We start from the raw sequence: 18,806 nt of genomic DNA on the forward strand, positions 1-18,806 counted from the left end.
GAGGGAAAGATGATCTGGAGAAGCATCGTCAGATCCCGTGCGATCGGATCACATCGGCGATTGGTTGCAACCGCCGTTGTCTACGGACTTTCACTGGCCGTTCGCTTCACGTCGGCCGCGGGCGAGGAAACCGAAATTCCACCGCAAGTCGCGCTCAGCGCCAATCCCATGACGTCGATCATGGTGAACAACGGCGCCCGGACCACCTCCCAGAATTGGCCAGCGCCGGTTCAGCCGAGTCTGCAAGCCATGCGGGTGAAATCCCCCTGGCAATGCCAGTAACGCCGGGCTGCCGCCTGCTTCCATAGCAGGCCCGGCTTTTCACTCCGTTGCGTCGCCATCGAGCGCAATCACCCGTCGCCCAAGCGGCGGGGGCGCCGCGCATTCCTGTTCAAGGCGATCCCGCATGCGCGGGTCGTCAAATCACCTCGCCGAGATCGAGAAAGGGAGCGACATGGTTACCATCACAGCGATTTCTCAGGCTGCCGAAGTCAGCCGGGCCATAGCACCGGCGGAGGCCAAAAGTCCGGAAGCCAAGGCGCCGCCGGCCGCCCCGGACAAGCCCGGCACCGGCGCCCCATCGCGCGTCCCCCGACGCCTGCTCATTCCGCTGGCGGCAGTCGGCGCGGCGGCCACACTCGTCCTCGCGACGTCAGCCCATTGGAACACCTGGGTGGGCGCCGCCGCAGTCCAGACCACCGACAACGCCACCGTGCATGCCGAGATGAGCCGGCTGAGCGCCCGGGTGAGCGGCAATGTCAGGCGCGTCCTGGTGCGGGATTTCCAGCGCGTCAAGGCCGGCGACCTGCTGATGGAGATCGAGCCGGCGGACTATGATGCGACGGTGGTGCAGGCCAAGGCGAGTGTCGCCGCGGCCCAGGCCACGCTCGACAATCTGGAGAATCAGAAGGCGCATCAACGCGCCGTCATCAGCCAGGCCGAGGCGCAGCGCCGCTCCGCCATCGCCCGCGAGCTGGAAACGCGGCAAGAGCTGGAACGGCAGGACCAGCTGCTGCGCGGCGGCGTCGCCGGCACCAAGCAGCGGCTGGAGCAGGCCACCGCCGCGCACGACACCGCCGGCGCCGCGCTGGCCGCGACTGAAGCGACGATCGAGGCGCAGCGCAGCCAGCTCGAGATTCTGAACGGCGACGAGAATCTGCTGCGCGCAAAACTCCGCGCCGGTGAGGCCGACCTCACCACGGCGCTGCTGCGTCAGGGCTATACCCGCATCGTGACGCCGTTCGACGGTGTCGTCGGCGAGCGCATGGTTCAGGAAGGTAATTACGTCAATGTCGGCACCAATCTGATTGCCGTCGTGCCGCTGCCGAACGTCTATGTGGTGGCCAATTACAAGGAGACGCAGCTGACGCATGTGACGCCGGGCCAGCCGGTCGACGTCACTGTCGACACGTTCCCCGGCGTGGTGCTGCGTGGCAGCGTCGAGCGCATCTCCCCGGCCAGCGGATCGACCTTCGCCCTGCTGCCGCCGGACAACGCGACCGGCAACTTCACCAAGGTGGTGCAACGCATCCCGGTCCGCATCGAGTTCGATCCCGGCCAGCCGCTGGTCGAGCGGCTGCGGCCGGGAATGTCTGTGGTCACGCATATCAAGATTGCCGGAGAGGCGTCATGACCAGCGCAACCATCAGCAGCGGCCCGGGCTCCGCCGGCCACACCTCGCACCGCCCGCTGCTCGCCGTCGGAGCCGTACTGCTCGGCGCCTTCATCGCGAGCTTCGACGTGCGGCTGTTCGCGCTGGGCCTGCCGGATCTGCGCGGCAAGTTCGGCCTCAGCTTCGACGAGGGGGCATGGCTGACGACGGCGTCGACCGCGCCGCAGATCCTGATCGCCCCCGCCGTCGCCTGGCTTGCCACCGTGTTCGGCTTGCGCCGCGTCTTGATCGGGCCGAGCCTGCTCTATGTCGTCGTGTCGCTGGCGATTCCGTTGGTTCGCGACTACCAGATGCTGCTGGCCCTGCACCTCGTCCGCGGCCTGCTGCTCGGCATCTTCGTCCCGGCGACCATCATGATCGTGCTGCACAATATGCCGATGAAATGGTGGATCGTCGGCCTCGCCGCCTATTCCTTCCGGCTGTCGTTCACCGGCAACGCCGGCGTGTCGCTGGTGGGCTTCTATGTGGATCATGTTGGCTGGCAGTGGCTGTATTGGCAGGACGCCGTGGTCGCCTTGCTGATGGCGCTGCTGACCTGGCTCGGCACGCCTGCGCAAGACGTCAATCGCCAGCTGATGGCGCAGGCCGACTGGGGCGGCATGCTGCTGCTCGGCGCCGGCCTCGCCTTGATCTACGCCGGCTGCGACCAGGGCAACCGGCTCGACTGGTTCGAATCCGGCACCGTGACCGGGCTGATCGTCGCCGGCGGCGCGCTGGTTTTCGCTTTCCTCGTCAACGAGGCGCTCGTCCCGGAGCCGTGGGCGAGCCCCACGGTGCTGTTCTCGCGCAACGTCGCCTTGGTGCTGCTGACCATGATGACCTACATGGTCACCAGCCTGTCCAACACCATGCTGGTCCCCAACTTCCTGATCGTCGTCGCCGGGCTTCGGCCCGAGCAGATCGGCCAATTGTTCCTGCTCTATGTGGCCTTGCCGCTGCTGGTCGCAGTGCCCGCCGCCGTCTGGCTGCTGCGCCGGATCGATGCCCGGATCGTGGTGCTGCTCGGGCTGACGAGCTTTGCGATCGCTGCCTGGATGGGCACCCGTATCACGCAGGAATGGGCGCCGGCGAACTTCATTCCGATGGCGCTGGTGCAAGCGGTCGGCCAGGGCCTCACCTTCACCGGCCTGCTGATCTTCGTGCTGTCGAATGCCAACCCGGCACGGGCCACCGCCTTCGTCGCCTACATCCAGGTGATGCGCCTCGATGTTATCGAGATTGCGGTGACGGCAATGACGACGTGGCTGCGCGTGCGCCAGCAGGTCCATTCGAATCTGATCGGGCTGCACGTGTTTGCCGGAGACGGCGAGGTGACGCGGGCCCTCGGCAGCCTGACCGGCAAATTCATCCAGCATAGCGCCGCCGCGGAGACGGCGCTGGCGCGCGCCATGGGCACGATGGCGTCAATCGTGCGGCGTGAAGCCAATGTGCTGTCGATCATCGACGGCTTCCAGGTTGCCTTCTGGGCCGCGATCATCGGGCTGTTGCTGGTTAGTCTGATGCGGGCGGCGCCGGCCGGCCCGCTCACGCCGCCGATCCCGGCCAATCGCGGCGGGAATGCACACCAGGGCTAGCGACGATTCCCGCCGAGCAGGCGTTCCGCCCGCTCGCCGACGGGGCTGCTCGCTGGTGAAGTAGACCCTCTTCGCCTCTCCCCGCCTGCGGGGAGAGGCCGGATCGCATCGCAGATGCGACCCGGGTGAGGGGGACTCTCCACGAGTCCCACTCCTACCGTCCCCGCGGAAACTCCCCCTCATCCCGACCTTCTCCCCGCACGCGGGGAGAAGGAGCAGAGTCATCCGCTCCGATCGAAGCAACGCGAGCGAAGCCAGACAGGTGATCTCGACGATGAAATGGACAGCGTGAAGTTGCGATCGCGCAACGACTTCGAATCGACGAACGAATCGTCGCCCCGTGAAGGCATGCGCGCGGAAGACGTGGAACGGCAAACTTCAGAAAATGACTCCGGTGACAGATTCTGACTGTGAAGTCAGCGGCTCACGCACGCCTGACTCGTGAAGCTCTTGTTAATCGCACCACGCAAACGAACATGAGCGACCTAAGCCTCGCTCATCCTTCGATCCAGAGCCGAGGTCAAACCTGCCAGAATAGAGGTCTAACATGTCGAAACAGATTCATGACCACCTAGCCGATCTTCGCGCGGGGCTTTTGAATCACCCCATCTACGTGGAGGTTGCTTCCGTCGAGGATCTGAGGCGATTCATGGAAGATCATGTCTTCGCCGTCTGGGATTTCATGTCGCTGCTGAAGCGGCTGCAGCAGGACCTGACATGCACAAGAGTGCCTTGGTTTCCTGCGGACAATGCGCGGGCTGCGCGCTTGATCAACGACATCGTTATCGGTGAGGAGACAGATGTCGATCTGGACGGCTCCTATGTCAGCCACCTCGATCTCTACCTCCGCGCCATGGCGGACGTCGGTGCCAGCACTCGCCAATTCGAGGCGTTCCGCTCACTGGCGCGGGTCGGTTCGTCGGTCGAAGGGGGATTGGCGCGGTCTGGCGTGCCGCCACATGTCCGAGCCTTTGTCGCGCATACCATGACGCTCGCCCAGTCGGGGTCGACGGAAGAGGTTTTGGCGGCATTTTTCTACGGCCGCGAGGACATCATTCCGGAGATGTTCAGCAGGCTGCGGAAAACGCTCCCTGGCATGAAGCACGACAACGCGCGCTTGCGTCACTTCATCTACTACATCGAGCGGCATATCGAGCTCGACGGTGACAGCCATGGTCCAATGGGGAGGGAACTGCTCGACGGCCTGGTTGCGGATTCGCAGCCACGAAACGAACGCGCGCTGCGCGCTGCATGCAACAGCATCCAGGCGCGGATCGAGCTTTGGAACGGCACCTTAAGCACCCTTCGAGCCGCCCGCGCCGCGTAGCCCGCGACGTCGAAGTGGGCCCTCTGCTTCAGTTCGGAATTGAGGCAGAGGGCAATAAGATCGGGCCGTGCCGGGGCTCGATGCAAAACAGCAAGATGCCTGCAAACTGCCTGCGCTGCGCAGCATGATGTCCGCTCCGGGTCAGCCCCGGAGGCTGCTGCCGAGACCGTGTCCTAACCCTTCGCCGGGCTCGGCACGCCGCCGAACAATTGCTCCTGCTCGGCGCGGGCGGCCGCGACGATGCGGCTCGTCGCTGTTTCGATCTGGTCGCGGACGCGGGTCATGAATTCGTCGCGCGGCAGACCCGGCGGCAGCGGATCGAGGAATTCGACCACCAAGGTGCCGGGATAGCGCATGAAGGTGCGGCGCGGCCAGAACAGACCTGAATTGAGCGCGACCGGCAGGCACGGCACTGCGCTCTCGGCATAGATCTGCGCGACGCCGGCCTTGTAGGCGGGCGGCGCGCCCGGCGCGGTGCGGGTGCCTTCCGGGAAGATCACGAGCTGGCGGCCACGCTGCACCTCGGCCGCCGCCTGCTTCAGCGTCTTGATCAGCGAGCGCGGCCCGCCGCCACGCTCGACCGAGATCATGCCGGCCTTCTTCAGCAACCAGCCGAACACCGGGATCATCATCAGCTCGCGCTTGAGGATGAACAGCGGGTGGTCGAAGAAGCGCACCAGCGCAAAGGTCTCCCAGAACGACTGGTGCTTAGAGGCGATGATCAGCGGACCCGCGGGAATTTTCTCGACGCCGCGGAATTCGATCCTGATGTTGCAGATCACGCGCATCAGGAACAGGCTGATGTCGGCCCACGCCGCCTGCAGCGCCATCAGCGCGCCCCGCGGCAGCAGCAGCGTCGGGATCGCGACGATGCAGAGCAGCACCAGCACGACATAGAACAGCACGTTGAAGATGAGTGAGCGCAGGAAGATCGAAGTCATCTCAACACAATCCCTCTACACCGTCATTCCGGGGCGCGAAGCGAACCCGGAATCTCGAGATTCCCCGATACACAATTGTGTATCTGAGGTCTGGTGCTTGCGCACCATCCGGAATGACGGTGCGTGATATCAATTCGCCTGCGCGGTGGCGGGGCGGCGCGGCGTGGCCGCCGGCTCGCCGAGATCGGAGGCCAGGTCGAGCCCGATATCGGCCAGCCGCACCCGCACCTCGGCGGCGACGTATTTGGCGTACTCCGATAGCAAGAGACGGAAGGTCGCGCCACTCGTCCACCACGGTTCATCGCGCCATTTGTCGCCGATCACGGCGAACGGGATCAGGGTGACATCGGGCATCGCATGCGACAGTTCCACGATGGCGCGCGGCATGTGGTAGTTGGAGGTCACCACGATCAGCGACTTGAAGCCGCGCTCGCGCGCCCAGCGCCGCGTCTCCGCCGCATTGCTGCGGGTATTCACCGCGGAGCGGTCGAGATCGACGCAGCAGCTCATCAGCCGCTGGCTGTCCGGCAGCGAGCGGGAGATGTCGCTGGCGGCATTGGTTGGATGCACGCCCGAGATCAACAGCCGCTTGCCGTAGCCGGCGGCGAGCAGCTCCATCGCATCCGAGACCCGCGACGAGCCGCCGGTCAGCACCACGATGCCGTCGGCAGTCTGCGGCGGATCGGTCTCCACGCCGCGCAGCTGCGAGAGGAAGCCGACGAAGCCTATGCCGGCCGCGACAAAGGCCAGCGCCAGCGGCACGACGATGACGGCACGCAGCCAGCCCCGCGGGCGCGCGGCACGGCCGTTCGGCAACGTATCGTCGGTCTCCAAACTCATGTGATGCGGTAGTCGTCCTTCCCCCTCAGGGATTCTAATGCATGAACCATCAAAGTGGAAACCCGGTTTTGCCGCGGCAAGGGCCGCGCCGCCGCGCGCCGGATCACACTCCGACGCCGCGGTCAGTCGATGTCGTCGAGCGTCGCGAACAAGGTGCGCCGTGACGCCCATGCAGTGATCGCGCCGATCAGGACCGCCTGCAGCGCCAGCACCAGATAGCCGGACGGCCGCAGCGAAAATGTGCCGAGCAGGGCCGCGAACTGGTCGCCCACCGGCGTGCCGGAGAACCAGTTGGCGATCGATTCAGAAAAGCCGAACGCCAGCATCGCCGCGCCGCCGCCGATCAGCCCGCCTTCCAGACCGAGGCGGAGGAAGTGCCGCAGAAAGCGGTTGGCGATGTAGCTGTCGCCGGCGCCGACGAAATGCAGCACCTCGACGATCGGCCGGTTGGCCGCCATCGCGCCGCGGGTGGCGAACGACACCGAGATGATGGTGGCGATGATCACGAGGATCAGGATGCCGACGCCGGCAAACACCGTGGCGCCGGTCATCGAGCGCATCCGCTCGATCCAGGCGCGGTGATCGTCGACGCTCGCGCTCGGCGCCGCCTGCGTCACCCGCGCGCGCAGCGCGGCGAGGTCGAGCGTGGTGCCCGGCTGCACCCGCGCCACGATGACGCGCGGCACCGGCAGATCGTCGATCGAGAGCCCGCTGCCGAGCCACGGCTCCAGCAGCTTTGAGGATTCCTCCTTGCTGAACGGGCGAACCTCCAAAATGCCGGGCTGCGCCCGCATCGCCTCCACCACGGCCTGCGCATCGCGGTCGAGATCGCGGCCCGGTGAGGGCCGCACCTGGATGGTGATCTCGCTTGCGACCTCCGACTGCCACTCCGCAGCCGAGGCGCTGACCAGCAGCACGGTGCCTGTGGTCAGCGAGGCGAGGAAGGTCATGATCGCGACCACCGCGACCAGCGCTCGGCCGGAGATCGAGGCGCGCGGCACGATCGGCGACATGTTGCGCGCGGTGGCGGGGACCTGTGGACGTTCGCGCCCGAGATCGACCAGTTGCACCTTCTCGTCGCCGTCCTTACTCATAGATGTGCAGCCGTCCCTGGTGCAGCACCAGCCGCCGCGCCTCGTATTGATCCATCAGCGTGATGTCGTGGGTCGCGATGATCACCGCGGTGCCTGATTTGTTGAGCTCGATGAACAGCCGCAGCAGCCGCCGCCCGAGCGTCGGATCGACGCTGCCGGTCGGCTCGTCCGCCAGCAGCAATTGCGGCCGCGAGATCACCGCGCGCGCGATCGCCGCGCGCTGCTTCTCGCCGCCGGACAGGATCGGCGGCAGCGCGTCCATGCGCTCGCCGAGCCCGACCCATTTCAGGAGGTCGATCACCTCGCGGCGATAGCTGGATTCGTCGCGGCCCATCACGCGGAACGGCAGCGCGACGTTCTCGTAGGTCGTCATGTGGTCGAGCAGGCGGAAATCCTGCAGCACGATGCCGATGCGCTTGCGCAGGTCGGCGACCTGGTCCTTGCTCAGCAGCGAGACGTCATGGCCGAACAGATTGACCAGCCCGCGGGTCGGCCGCAGCGACAGGAACAACAGCCGCAGCAGCGAGGTCTTGCCCGCGCCCGACGGTCCGGTGAGGAACTGGAACGAGTGCGCCGGCACCGTGAAAGAGAGGTCGCGCAGAATCTCCGGGCCGAGCCCGTAGCGAAGACCGACATGTTCGAACCGAACCAAGCGCTAGCTCCGTCCGAGAGGGCCGAGAGCCCAACACCTCACACAAACGGCCCCCGGGCCGGCCGACCGGCCGCGAACCGCACAGAAGGGTTGTGCTTCGGTTATGGTTTCCGATTCGTTAACGGTCGCTAAGTAGCATCCGGGCAAAGTCACGGTGGAGATTCGGCTCCATGCCTATCGTTTGCCCGCATTGTACAACATCCTACGCCATCAAGGCGTCGACCCTGGGCGAGGCCGGACGTACCGTCCGTTGTTCCCGCTGCAGGGAGGTCTGGCTGGCCCGGCCGGAGGACGTGGTCGAGGAGGCGGCGGTACCGGTCATGGTGCCTTCCTTGGCGACCGCCCAATCCGCCGGCCCCGACCTTGCCGCCGAATGGGAGGCGATGGGCCGGCATGAGGATGCCGCCGAGACCCCCGTGGTCGATAGCCCCTCGATCTCGGCCGACTGGCCCGCCGAGGGCAAGGACGCGGCCGACTGGCCGGCGGTGGCCGAGGCGGATGCCGCCGCCCATGCCGACGCCGCGGCGGCCGGCGGCAAGCGCCGCTTCGCCCTGCCCCGTCTGTTCCGCCTGCCCTCACTGCCCCGGATCCCCTTCATGCCCGTGGTCGGTGCGCTGCCGACCGCCTGCGCGGCGATGGGCGCGCTGATCATCGCGCTTTTGGTCTGGCGCAGCGACGTGGTGCGGCTGCTGCCGCAGACCGCGCTGTTCTACAGGATGGTCGGGTTCGACGTGAATTTGCGCGGGCTGGCGTTCAAGGACCTCAAGATCACCAACGAGACCGTCGACGGCAAGCCGGTGCTGGTGATCGAGGGCGTGATCGTCGGCCAGACCCGCAAGCCGGTCGAGCTGCCGCGGTTGCGCTTCGCGGTCCGCGACGCCCAGGGCGCCGAAATCTACGCCTGGAACGCGGTGCTGGAGCAGTCGGTGCTCAATCCCGGCGAACGCGCCTTCTTCAAGTCGCGCCTCGCCTCGCCGCCGCCCGAAGGCCGCAATATCGACATACGATTCTTCAACAAGCGCGACCTCACCGGCGGCCACGTCTAAGGGCGGGCCTGACATTTCGGGAACTGATCAATCGCCATGACGCGTGTCCTGATTGCCGACGACGAAGACTCCATGCGCTCGCTGGTGGCGCGCGCCATCGCCATGGACGGCCACGAGACCGTGACCGCGCAGGACGGCGCCGAGGCGCTCGAGGTGCTGACCCGCGACGAGGGCGCGTTCGACTTGCTGCTGACCGACATCCAGATGCCTGTCATGGACGGCATCGCGTTGGCGCTGACCGCGGCACGCGACTTCCCCGCGCTGAAGATCCTGCTGATGACCGGCTTCGCCCATCAGCGCGAGCGCGCCTCCGGCCTCGAGGCGATCGTCCATGACGTGGTGACGAAGCCGTTCTCGGTAGCCGACATCCGCACCGCCGTCGCGGATGCGCTGGCGGCGAGGAAGAGCGCGTAATCTATCTCCGTCATCCTGAGGTGCGAGCTCTTGCGAGCCTCGAAGGATGCACGGCCCGACTGTGGCCGATTCATCCTTCGAGGCTCGCCCAGCAGCGCAATTGCGCTGCAAGGCTCGCACCTCAGGATGACGGTGATGATTGGGTGCGCGCGGCTAATCTCCGTCATTGCGAGCGAAGCGCCCGCTCCACCTACTCGCTGTCATGCCACGCGAAGGCGGGGCATGCAGTACGCCGCGGCTTCTCGATTCAATCGCTGACGTCTCTGGAATACTAGATCGCCCGGTCAAGCCGGGCGATGACAGCGGTGGGTGCGCAGCCGGACTTCAGCAGATCCGTAGCCCGGATGAGCGAAGCGACATCCGGGCCACAGGTGACACCGCTCCCGGATGTCGCTTCGCTCATCCGGGCGACAGGGCCGTCGCTGCGCTCAATAATCCTTCAGCAGCCGCTCGATGTAGTCGAGCTCGAGCTGCGGCCGTGCGGGGTCGGCGAGGCGGCGGCGCAGCTCTTCGAGAATGCGGCGCACGCGCTGCACGTCGATCTCGCCCGGGATCTTCACGGTGTGGTCGTCGAGCTCGCGGCCATGCAGCGGCCGGCCCAGCGGGTCGGTCGAATTGCCGGCGCCCTGGCGGCGGCCGTTGGGATTGCCGGGCTGATCGCCAGGCTGGTCGCCGTCGCCCGGCTGCATCGCGTCGGCGACGTCTTTCGCGCCCTTGCGCAGCGCGTCCAGCGCGCGGCCCTGCGAATCCACCGCGCCGTCGGCATTGCCCTCGCCGAGCCGCCCCGAGGCGTCGCCCATCGCGGAATCGGCCTGATCGAGCCCGTCGCCGTCGTCACCCTGGTCGCCCTGATCACCCGGATCGCCTTGCTGGCCCTGCTGCTGGTCGCCGCGCTGGCCCTTCTGCCCCTTCTGGCCGCGCTGCTCCGGGCCCATGCCGCGCTTGGCGAGCTCTTCCTGCAGCTTCTTGAGGCGGTCGCGCAGCGCCTGCTGATCCTGCTGCAGGTCGCCCATCGACTGGTCGCCCTGCTTGCCGCGCATGCGGTCGCGCCGCGAATCCTGGCCCTGCTTGAAGGTCTTGTCGCGCAGCTGCTGCTGCTTGCGGATCATGTCGTTGAGCTCGTTGAGCGCCTGCTCCATGCCGTCGTCGCCCTGCCCGGGCTGCGCCATCTGCAGGTTCTCCAGCATCTGCTGCAGCTGCTCGAGCAGTTGCCTGGCGGCCTCCTTGTCGCCGGAGCGCGACAGCCGCTCCAGGCGGTCGAGCATGTTCTTCAGATCCTGCTGGCTCAGCACCTTGGCATTGGGATCGAGCGGCCGGGCGAGCTGCTGCGGATTGTTGCGGTTCTGCTCGACCAGCTGGCGCAGGAAATTGTCCAGCGCCGCGCGCAGATTGTCGGTGAGCTTCTTGATTTCCTCGTCGGTCGCGCCGCGCTCCAGCGCCTGCTTGAGCGCGTCCTGCGCCGCGCGCAGCGCCTTATCGACGTCGCTGATATTGCCGTCCTCGATCGAGACCGCGAGCGCCCACAGGCTGGCGACGACCTCGCGCAGCTGGTCATCAGTGCGCGCCGCCTCGAGCTGATGGCTGACGCTGTAGAGGCCGAGATAGTGGCCGGCTTCCGGCGTGAACATTTCCGGCGCGATCATCAGCGCCTCGAGCGCGGCGAACACCTGGCCGTTCTGGTTGGCATCGAGCGCCAGGATGCGGCGCTGCTCGATCAGCGCCCGCGGCAACGGCTTGGTGAACAGGCGCTCGGGCAGGCGCATGTTGAACGGCTCGCTCTTGGCCTCGTTGCCCGCCTCATCCTTCGCCGTCAGGGTCAGCGTCACGTCGGCGCCGGCATAGGGATCCTCGCTGAGGTCCTTGACCATCTGGCCGACGCCGTTGCGGGTGCGCGCATTGGGCAGCACCAGCGCGAACTGCGGCGCCTCGAACAGCGGACGCGGCTGCGCCGCCTTGCCGGCATCGTCCTTGCCAGCAGTCTTGCTGTCGTTCTTCGCGTCGTTCTTGGCATCGTTCTTGGCATCGCCCGGACGCGCCGCGAACTGGGCGCGGGCTTCGGTGACGCCGTAATCGTCCTCGAGCTTGTAGGACAGCTGCAGCGAGCCGCGGGACTGCCGCTCCGGATCCTTGGCGAGCGCGATCGACGGCGGACGGTCGGGGGTCGCGGTGAACTTCCACAGCGGCTGGCCGGCCGGGGCGCGGACATGCGCGGTGCCGTCGGCTGCGATCTTGAAGTGGCGCTCGTTGGTGCCCTTCGGCGCCTGCTCTCCCGGCGCGATCTCGGTGACGCCGCCGCCGACCACGACGTCGATGGTGCCGCCGCTGGAGCGCACCAGGAGCGTCGAGCCGGCCGGAACCGGCAGCGGGCCAGCGTCGGCCGCGGCAGCATCCTTGTTGGCGTTGGACAGGATGATCGGCGGCTTGCCGGTGTAGTTCGGCGGCGTCACCCAGGCGTCGACCCGAATGTTGGTCGGCGTCATGATGCCGTTCCAGTCGAATGCGGAGGCGATGCGCAGGCCGCGCTCGTCGCCGGCCGCGACATAGGTTGCGACCAGCATCACGATGACCAGCGCGCGCAGCGCCCAAGGGTCATGCAGCGAGAGCTTCGGCTTCGGCAACCCGGCGCGGATCCGCTTGATCGAGGCCAGCGTACGCTCGCGCTGCGCCTGCCACAGCGCGACCGCAAACGGATCCTGCGTCGTCAGCGTGTCGGACAGCGCGGTCGCCGGGCGGTGGCGGACGCCGGCGCCGCGGTCGAGCCGGCTCAAGCCCTCTTCACGGCTCGGCCAGCGGAAGCGCAGCATCGGCACCAGCATGGCCAGCGCGGCAATCGCGAACAGCGCGGTGCCGGCCACGCGTGCGACAAACGGCAGCACGAGCCACAGCCCGGCCCACGACGCGACCAGGAATAGACCGGCGACCGTGAGGAACCGCGCCAGATGCGGCCAGACCCGTTCCCACGCAATCGCTAATTTTGCCCGTTCAAGAGCCTGCGTCAGTTTCAGGCGCGCGATCGCGTCGCTGGCGCGTGAGGGGTCTGACGGGTCGATGTTGGCACCGCTCAATCAAATCTCCGGGTTACCGGCAAGGGAGCCTAGCACAGCGGCGCCAATGAGGCACCTGTTCCAGGGCGTAACCCACACCGGGAAATACGCATAACACGAAGGCGTGACTGCGGCGGTGCGACCCCGTAACGTCCCGGACCGAGCCATCGCATCAACGCATGAGGGAACATCATGGACCAAAAGACGCACGACAAGGGGCTGGAGATCCGCAAGGCGGTGCTCGGCGAGGCCTATGTCAACAACGCGCTGAAGAACTCCGACAGCTTCAACAAGCCGTTTCAGGAACTGGTCACCGAATATTGCTGGGGTGCGGTATGGGGTCGCGAGGAGCTGCCGCGCAAGACCCGCAGCATGCTCAACCTCGCGATGATCGCGATCCTCAACCGGCCGCACGAATTGCGGGCGCACATCAAGGGCGCGCTGACCAACGGCGTCAGCCGCGACGAGATCCGCGAGATCTTCATGCAGGCGTCGATCTACGCCGGCATTCCCTGCGGCGTCGACAGCTTCCGCATCGCGCGCGAGGTGTTCGCCGAGCTCGACGGCAAGGCATGAGGCCTCGTCGTCCCGGCGAAGGCCGGGACGACATCGAGCTTGCGGCAGCGGCCTTCGCGCAACAACGAAGAAAAAAGGAAACACCATGGAAATCGGATTCATCGGCCTCGGGAAGATGGGCTTCCCGATGGCGCGCCGGCTGATCGAGGCCGGGCACACGCTCACCGTGTTCGACACCCGCAAGGACGCCGTCGACCAGCTGGTGGCGCGCGGCGCCCTGGCTGCAACGTCGCCGAAGGACATCGCCGACCGGGTCGAGACCGTGATGGCGAGCCTGCCCTCGCTGCAGGCCTCGCTCGATGTCGCGACCGGCAAAGGCGGCGTGATCGAGGGCGCGCGGGTGAAGCGCTTCATCGACCTCTCGACCGTCGGCTCGCAGATGGCGGTGAAGATCCACGACCTGTTGGCGCAGAAGAACATCGTGCAGATCGACAGCCCGGTCTCCGGCGGCGTCTCCGGCGCCGAGAACGGTACGCTGGCGGTGATGGTGTCGGGACCGAAGGCCGACTTCGAGCTGGTCAAGGGCGCGCTCGACGTGATCGGCAAGGTGTTCTTCATCGGCACCAAGCCGGGCTCCGGCCAGACCATGAAGCTCGCCAACAATTTCCTGTCCGCAACTGCGATGGTCGCGACCTCGGAAGCGGTGGTGATGGGCGTGAAGTCCGGGCTCGATCCGGCCGTGATGATCGACGTCATCAATGCCGGCTCCGGGCTGAACACCGCAAGCCGCGACAAGTTTCCGCGTTCGGTGCTGCCGCGCAGCTTCGACTTCGGCTTCGCCACCGGCTTGATGGTGAAGGACGTGCGGCTCGCGGTCGAGGAGATGCGCTCGCTCGGACTGTCGATGGAAGTCGCCGAGGCGGTCGGCCGGCTCTGGGAGGTCATCATCCGCGACCAGGGACCGGAGTCGGACTTCACGGCGGCGATCAAGCCGATCGAGAAGGCGGCCGGCGTGATCGTCGGTGGCGGCAAAGGCGGCGCGCACGCCGCGAAATAACAGCCGCATGGGCAACCGCTGCGTAGGATGGGTATCGCTGCGCTCCACCCATCCTGCAAAGCTACAATTGAACACAACCATTCCGCGCGTTGCAGCGCGATGCGCTCGTTGTGTGCATTCACCCTTGAGTTGTCATCTCGGTCGGTTATCCTTCCTTCCCTACAACTACAAAAATCGGGGAGGACTGAATGAGGTGCCATCGACCTTTCGTCGGCGCGACCGTGGCCCTGTTTGCCGGTCTCGCAATCACCAGCACACAAGCCATGGCGACGCCGTGCACCAATCTGCAATCCTTGCAGCTGCAGCACACGGTCATCAATTCGGCGACCGACAATGATTCCGGCACCTTCGTCGCGCCCGGCAATCCGCCGATCACCGGCCTGCCGCCGTTCTGCCGGATCGTCGCGACCCTGATCCCGAGTTCGGATTCCAGCATCAAGATCGAGGTCTGGCTGCCGAAGAGCGGGTGGAACGGCAGGTTCCTCGGCACCGGAGGCGGCGGGTTCCAGGGCGTGATCAGCTACGCCTCGCTCGCCAACGGCCTCAAGGGTGGATTTGCGGCGACCAACAGCGATCTCGGCACCGGCTCCTCGGGCTGCAATCCGCTGTTCTGCGGCTCGAACGGCAACATGGGCAATCCGCTCGCCATCCAGTTCGGCGATCCGGCGGCGCCGTCGACCGGCCTGTTCGGCCATCCCGAACGGATCAAGGATTTCGGCTACCGCGCGATTCATCTGATGACCGTGCGGGGCAAGGAGATCGTCAACGCCTTCTACGGCCAGCGCGCGCAGCGGGCCTATTTCGCCGGCTGCTCCACCGGCGGCCAGAACGCCCTGATGGAAGCGCAGCGCTTTCCCAACGACTATGACGGCATCCTGGCCGGCGCGCCGGCGTTCAACCGCACCCATCTGCACATGGCGGGACTTTTTAGCTGGCAGAACGCGCATGCGAGCCCCGGCCGCTTCATCCAGGCGGGCCAGATGACCTTGGTCAACCAGGCCGTGCTCAAGCAGTGCGTCGGCCGCGACGGCGGCGCCCCGAGCGACCAGTTCCTGAACGACCCGCGCGACTGTCGTTTTGATCCAAAGGCCCTTTTATGCACCGGCGGCAACGTGCCGCCCGCATGCCTGACCTCCGACCAGGTCACGACGATGCAGAAATACTACGGCGGCACGGTCGACCCGGTGAACGGACAGCTTGTCAATCCGGGCTCACAGCGCGGCAACGAGACCGACGATCTGCTCGCGCTCGGCCTCGCGTTCCAGGAGCGATTGCCTGAACCTGCGTTCGACGGCCTGTTCTACTGGGTGTTCGGCCCGAGCTTCGGCTACCCGTCAAGCCCGGTGAATTTTTCGAATTTCGACTTCCATCACGACATCAAAAAGGTCGACGATGTGCTGGCCGACGTGCTGAACGCGACCAGCACCGATCTCAGCGAATTCCGCGGGCATGGCGGCAAGCTGTTGATGTACCACGGCTGGGCTGACCCGCTGATCCCGTCGCAGAGCAGCATCAATTACTTCAATGCGCTGGTCGGCAACGAAGGCCGCGGGGTGCAGCAGGCCGGCTTCTTCCCGGGCGGTGGCGGGAATCCGGCGCTGCGGCAGACCCAGAGCTACGCGCGGCTGATCATGGTGCCCGGGATGTACCATTGCTCCGGCGGGCCCGGCCCTAACACGTTCGACGCGCTGACGCCGCTGATGACCTGGGTCGAGACCGGCACGCCGCCGGAGACCATCCTTGCGACCAAGTTCGTCGCCGATACGCCGCCCGCGGTGCAGATGACCCGGCCGCTCTGCGTCTTCCCCAAGGTGCCGAAATACAACGGCAGCGGCAACGCCAACAGCGCGGCGAGCTTCACCTGCGTCGTGCACGACGACGAGTTCAACCAGACGCCGGCGCCGAAATACGGGCCGTGATGCGACGCGCGTTCGGCCGCCCCTCCCTTGCGGGAGAGGCGGCCGGCACGCCTTCACGCCTTCAATTGAGATGGCGATCGAGAAACCGGTGCAGCCGGTCCGTCGCATCGTCGGCGGCGGCGCCGTTGTATTCCAGCCAGTGGTCAAACAACCTCGCGCCGGGCTGCAGGTGTACGTAATAGAATCCATGATAGGTGCCGGGATAGACGATCAGCTCGATCGGCGGTCCGTCATTGCCCCAGTCGGCGACCTTGCCGGAACAATCCGCCGCCGGCGTCCAGTCGTCGGCAGCGCCGATGAAAATCAGCGTGGGTATCGCCGGGCGCGTCGATGCTCCCCTGCATGGCGGATAGAACGCGGCCGCCGCGCGGAATCGCAGATCGCTGTCCGGCGCGACGAACTGTTCGAACGAATTCGGCTCCGCCACGGAGAGCGTCACCCAGGCGCCGGCCGAGAAACCGACCGCAGCCACGCGGTGCCGGTCGACGAAGGATTGGCGCGCCAGGAAATCGAGCGCGCCGTAGGCATCCTGCCTGCGCTTGACGAAGGTCGCGAACGCACCCGAGGTGCAGACGTGATTGATGCCGCGCGTGGCATAGCTGTCGACGAGCAGGACGACATAGCCCCACGCGACAAGCGCATCGGCGAGCCTCTGCTTGGTCGTGTCGTGCATCCCGGCACAGCCGTGCAATGCGATGACGGCGGGAAACGGACCTGCGCCTTGGGGCCGGGCCAGATCACCCTGGATGGGGTCGCCCAGAATGGGCGAATCCAGCCGCGGCGCGGCGCTGTCGAATTCGACGCGCCCAAGAGTCGCGGCCCATGCAGGCGCGATGCAGCCAAGCATCAGCACGATTGCGATCGGAAGAGTCACCGGCCGTGGCAATGGCAACCTCCCCTGGTGCGCGCGGAGGGGGCGATGGGTATCGCTGCGCTGCATGATACTCGTCGTCAAATATAGGCTGTCGCCCCGGGCAAGCGAAGCGCGACCCGGGACCCATAATCACAGGATTGAGTCGCTAAGGCGAGCTGTGGCCCAGCGTTGCCCAGCAATGACCTGTGGTGGTTATGGGTCCGTGCTTTCCGCAGGGACGACAGCGAGAATGCGGCGCAGTCAGCGCGCTCACAACCAGGGCGCGGGCTTGTCCATCGCGATCAGGGCGTCGACGTCGATGCGCGGGCGGACCACCGCGTATTGGTCATCCTTGACCAGCACTTCCGGCACCAGCGGCCGGGTGTTGTAGGTGCCGGACTGCACCGCGCCGTAGGCGCCGGCAGTCATGATCGCCAGGAGATCGCCGGCCTTCGGCTGCGGCAGCGAGCGGTCGAGCGCGAGATAGTCGCCGGTCTCGCAGACCGGGCCGACCACGTCGGCGATCATCGTCGGCGTGCCGGGCGCCGGCGCGCGGACTGGCAGGATGTCGTGATGCGCCTCGTACAGCGTCGGCCGGATCAGATCGTTCATCGCGGCGTCGATGATGACGAAATTCTTGGCATCGCCCGGCTTCACATAGATCACGCGGGTGACCAGGATGCCGGCATTGCCGACGATCATGCGGCCCGGCTCAAACATCAGCGTGCAGCCGAGATTGTGGGTCACGCGCTTGACCATCGCGGCATAGGCGTCAGGCGCCGGCGGCGCGGCGCGGTCCATGTAATAGGGAATGCCGAGGCCGCCGCCGAAATCGATGTGCGCGATGTCGTGGCCGTCGGCGCGCAAGGTCTGCACGAAGTCGGCAAGCAGGCGGAAGGCGGCCTCCAGCGGGCCGAGATCGGTGATCTGGCTGCCGATATGCACGTCGGCGCCGGTCACCTTGATGCCGGGCAGCTTCGCCGCACGGGCATAGACCTCGCGGGCGCGCGCCAGGGGAATGCCGAACTTGTTCTCCGACTTGCCGGTCGAGATTTTCGCATGCGTGCCGGCGTCGACGTCGGGATTGACCCTGAGCGAGATGCGCGCAGTGGTGTTCATCTCGGCCGCAAGGCGTGACAGCAGCTCGAGCTCGGGCTCGGATTCGACATTGATGCAGTGGATGTCGGCGGCGAGTGCCGCGCGCAGCTCGGCCTCGGTCTTGCCGACACCGGAGAATACGATCTTGTCGCGCGGGAAACCCGCGGCCAGCGCCCGCTTCAGCTCGCCGCCCGAGACCACGTCGGCGCCGGCGCCGAGCCTGGCCAGCGTGCGCAGCACCGACTGGTTGGAGTTCGCCTTCATGGCGTAGCAGACCAGCGTCTTCTCGCCGGCAAACGCCTCGGTAAAGACGCGGTAGTGCCGCTCCAGCGTCGCCGTCGAATAGCAGTAGAACGGCGTGCCGACGGCTTCCGCGAGCTCAATGAGATTGACCGCCTCGGCGTGCAGCACGCCGTTGCGATAGTCGAAGTGGTTCATAGGGGTTTAATTACCGAGCAGCGGATCGAGGATAAAGGGCTTCTTGGCGCCTTTCGACGCCGCCGGCCCGGATTCCGATCCGTAGGTCGGGTTGAACACGCTGGGCTGCGCCGACCGTTCGGTCTCGGTATCGCCCGGCGCCGGCGCGACGTTCGCGGTCGGCGGCAGGTCGAGCGGTCCCTTGCGGCCGCAGCCGCCGAGCGCGAGCGCGGAAACGCTCAGCACAACGATGGCCCATCCCGACGGGGTCAGGCGATTCTTGCTAGTCACGACGAAATCCCCAAATTCGGGCGGCACCATACAAACATTGATCTGCTCTGG

17 protein-coding genes are annotated in these 18,806 nt (G+C 66.4%); 9 read left to right on the plus strand and 8 right to left on the minus strand.

Annotation, left to right across the window (positions count from 1 at the left end; translation table 11 throughout):
• The first annotated feature begins 9 nt into the window (after positions 1 to 9).
• From XH93_RS38875 to XH93_RS38890, 4 genes are all read left to right on the plus strand, one after another.
• Positions 10 to 282, plus strand: a complete 273-nt coding sequence (locus XH93_RS38875) for a hypothetical protein (RefSeq protein ID WP_194471493.1) — start codon at positions 10 to 12, stop codon at positions 280 to 282.
• Between the two features lie 172 nt (positions 283 to 454).
• On the plus strand, positions 455 to 1,633 hold the full coding sequence (locus tag XH93_RS38880) for an HlyD family secretion protein (protein WP_194475506.1): 1,179 nt from the start codon (positions 455 to 457) through the stop codon (positions 1,631 to 1,633).
• Positions 1,630 to 3,246: an MFS transporter gene (locus XH93_RS38885; protein WP_194471494.1), complete on the plus strand. Its 1,617-nt coding sequence runs from the start codon at positions 1,630 to 1,632 to the stop codon at positions 3,244 to 3,246. The genes XH93_RS38880 and XH93_RS38885 overlap by 4 nt, the downstream gene beginning before the upstream one ends.
• Positions 3,247 to 3,793: 547 nt before the next feature.
• Entirely contained in the window at positions 3,794 to 4,573 is a 780-nt protein-coding gene (locus tag XH93_RS38890) for a DUF3050 domain-containing protein (protein WP_194471495.1), read from the plus strand.
• A 173-nt stretch (positions 4,574 to 4,746) separates the two neighbouring features.
• Here the strand turns inward: XH93_RS38890 and XH93_RS38895 are convergent, their stop codons facing one another.
• The 4 genes from XH93_RS38895 to ftsE all read right to left on the minus strand — a co-directional run bounded on the left by XH93_RS38895 (position 4,747) and on the right by ftsE (position 8,100).
• On the minus strand, positions 4,747 to 5,514 hold the full coding sequence (locus XH93_RS38895) for a 1-acyl-sn-glycerol-3-phosphate acyltransferase (RefSeq protein ID WP_194471496.1): 768 nt from the start codon (positions 5,512 to 5,514) through the stop codon (positions 4,747 to 4,749).
• Between the two features lie 129 nt (positions 5,515 to 5,643).
• On the minus strand, positions 5,644 to 6,354 hold the full coding sequence (locus XH93_RS38900) for a YdcF family protein (RefSeq protein WP_194471497.1): 711 nt from the start codon (positions 6,352 to 6,354) through the stop codon (positions 5,644 to 5,646).
• Positions 6,355 to 6,476: 122 nt separating this feature from the next.
• Positions 6,477 to 7,448, minus strand: a complete 972-nt coding sequence (locus XH93_RS38905; protein WP_139486758.1) for an ABC transporter permease — start codon at positions 7,446 to 7,448, stop codon at positions 6,477 to 6,479.
• Positions 7,441 to 8,100: a cell division ATP-binding protein FtsE gene (gene ftsE / locus XH93_RS38910; RefSeq protein WP_139486759.1), complete on the minus strand. Its 660-nt coding sequence runs from the start codon at positions 8,098 to 8,100 to the stop codon at positions 7,441 to 7,443. Before ftsE ends, XH93_RS38905 begins: the two co-directional genes overlap by 8 nt.
• Before the next feature lie 170 nt (positions 8,101 to 8,270).
• Between ftsE and XH93_RS38915 the strand changes: the two genes are divergently transcribed.
• Positions 8,271 to 9,146, plus strand: coding sequence for an MJ0042-type zinc finger domain-containing protein (locus XH93_RS38915; protein ID WP_194471498.1), 876 nt, complete (start codon positions 8,271 to 8,273; stop codon positions 9,144 to 9,146).
• Positions 9,147 to 9,182: 36 nt separating this feature from the next.
• The gene (locus tag XH93_RS38920) at positions 9,183 to 9,560 is read left to right on the plus strand and encodes a response regulator (protein ID WP_139486761.1); all 378 of its coding nucleotides are present in this window, start codon (positions 9,183 to 9,185) and stop codon (positions 9,558 to 9,560) included.
• 428 nt (positions 9,561 to 9,988) lie between these two features.
• On the opposite strand, the gene XH93_RS38925 is transcribed toward XH93_RS38920, so the two are convergent.
• Positions 9,989 to 12,625 carry a TIGR02302 family protein gene (locus XH93_RS38925; protein WP_194471499.1) on the minus strand — a complete coding sequence of 879 codons (2,637 nt, stop codon included), beginning with the start codon at positions 12,623 to 12,625 and terminating at the stop codon, positions 9,989 to 9,991.
• A gap of 171 nt (positions 12,626 to 12,796) precedes the next feature.
• Between XH93_RS38925 and XH93_RS38930 the strand changes: the two genes are divergently transcribed.
• The 3 genes from XH93_RS38930 to XH93_RS38940 all read left to right on the plus strand — a co-directional run bounded on the left by XH93_RS38930 (position 12,797) and on the right by XH93_RS38940 (position 16,096).
• On the plus strand, positions 12,797 to 13,180 hold the full coding sequence (locus XH93_RS38930; RefSeq protein ID WP_139486763.1) for a carboxymuconolactone decarboxylase family protein: 384 nt from the start codon (positions 12,797 to 12,799) through the stop codon (positions 13,178 to 13,180).
• A gap of 85 nt (positions 13,181 to 13,265) precedes the next feature.
• On the plus strand, positions 13,266 to 14,177 hold the full coding sequence (locus XH93_RS38935) for an NAD(P)-dependent oxidoreductase (protein ID WP_194471500.1): 912 nt from the start codon (positions 13,266 to 13,268) through the stop codon (positions 14,175 to 14,177).
• A 188-nt stretch (positions 14,178 to 14,365) separates the two neighbouring features.
• Positions 14,366 to 16,096 (plus strand): tannase/feruloyl esterase family alpha/beta hydrolase, encoded by a 1,731-nt coding sequence (locus XH93_RS38940; RefSeq protein ID WP_194471501.1) that lies wholly within the window; start codon positions 14,366 to 14,368, stop codon positions 16,094 to 16,096.
• Positions 16,097 to 16,157: 61 nt separating this feature from the next.
• Here the strand turns inward: XH93_RS38940 and XH93_RS38945 are convergent, their stop codons facing one another.
• The 3 genes from XH93_RS38945 to XH93_RS38955 form a co-directional block, all read right to left on the minus strand.
• Complete coding sequence (locus tag XH93_RS38945; protein WP_194471502.1) at positions 16,158 to 17,036, minus strand: dienelactone hydrolase family protein; 879 nt, start codon at positions 17,034 to 17,036, stop codon at positions 16,158 to 16,160.
• Positions 17,037 to 17,219: 183 nt separating this feature from the next.
• Complete coding sequence (gene lysA, locus XH93_RS38950; RefSeq protein ID WP_194471503.1) at positions 17,220 to 18,485, minus strand: diaminopimelate decarboxylase; 1,266 nt, start codon at positions 18,483 to 18,485, stop codon at positions 17,220 to 17,222.
• Between the two features lie 6 nt (positions 18,486 to 18,491).
• A complete protein-coding gene (locus tag XH93_RS38955) occupies positions 18,492 to 18,755 on the minus strand; it encodes a lipoprotein (protein ID WP_194471504.1) in 264 nt (87 codons plus the stop codon).
• Between the last annotated feature and the right edge of the window lie 51 nt (positions 18,756 to 18,806).

It is taken from the genome of Bradyrhizobium sp. CCBAU 51753 (genome assembly GCF_015291565.1).
GTDB lineage: Bacteria > Pseudomonadota > Alphaproteobacteria > Rhizobiales > Xanthobacteraceae > Bradyrhizobium > Bradyrhizobium ivorense.

Excerpts from the sequence above, each read along its gene's own strand:
- XH93_RS38875 (WP_194471493.1), top strand. The coding sequence starts at position 10 with ATGATCTGGAGAAGCATCGTCAGATCCCGTGCGATCGGATCACATCGG.
- XH93_RS38880 (WP_194475506.1), top strand. The coding sequence starts at position 455 with ATGGTTACCATCACAGCGATTTCTCAGGCTGCCGAAGTCAGCCGGGCC.
- XH93_RS38885 (WP_194471494.1), top strand. The coding sequence starts at position 1,630 with ATGACCAGCGCAACCATCAGCAGCGGCCCGGGCTCCGCCGGCCACACC.
- XH93_RS38890 (WP_194471495.1), top strand. The coding sequence starts at position 3,794 with ATGTCGAAACAGATTCATGACCACCTAGCCGATCTTCGCGCGGGGCTT.
- XH93_RS38895 (WP_194471496.1), bottom strand. The coding sequence starts at position 5,514 with ATGACTTCGATCTTCCTGCGCTCACTCATCTTCAACGTGCTGTTCTAT.
- XH93_RS38900 (WP_194471497.1), bottom strand. The coding sequence starts at position 6,354 with ATGAGTTTGGAGACCGACGATACGTTGCCGAACGGCCGTGCCGCGCGC.
- XH93_RS38905 (WP_139486758.1), bottom strand. The coding sequence starts at position 7,448 with ATGAGTAAGGACGGCGACGAGAAGGTGCAACTGGTCGATCTCGGGCGC.
- XH93_RS38915 (WP_194471498.1), top strand. The coding sequence starts at position 8,271 with ATGCCTATCGTTTGCCCGCATTGTACAACATCCTACGCCATCAAGGCG.
- XH93_RS38920 (WP_139486761.1), top strand. The coding sequence starts at position 9,183 with ATGACGCGTGTCCTGATTGCCGACGACGAAGACTCCATGCGCTCGCTG.
- XH93_RS38930 (WP_139486763.1), top strand. The coding sequence starts at position 12,797 with ATGGACCAAAAGACGCACGACAAGGGGCTGGAGATCCGCAAGGCGGTG.
- XH93_RS38935 (WP_194471500.1), top strand. The coding sequence starts at position 13,266 with ATGGAAATCGGATTCATCGGCCTCGGGAAGATGGGCTTCCCGATGGCG.
- XH93_RS38940 (WP_194471501.1), top strand. The coding sequence starts at position 14,366 with ATGAGGTGCCATCGACCTTTCGTCGGCGCGACCGTGGCCCTGTTTGCC.
- XH93_RS38945 (WP_194471502.1), bottom strand. The coding sequence starts at position 17,036 with ATGCAGCGCAGCGATACCCATCGCCCCCTCCGCGCGCACCAGGGGAGG.
- lysA (WP_194471503.1), bottom strand. The coding sequence starts at position 18,485 with ATGAACCACTTCGACTATCGCAACGGCGTGCTGCACGCCGAGGCGGTC.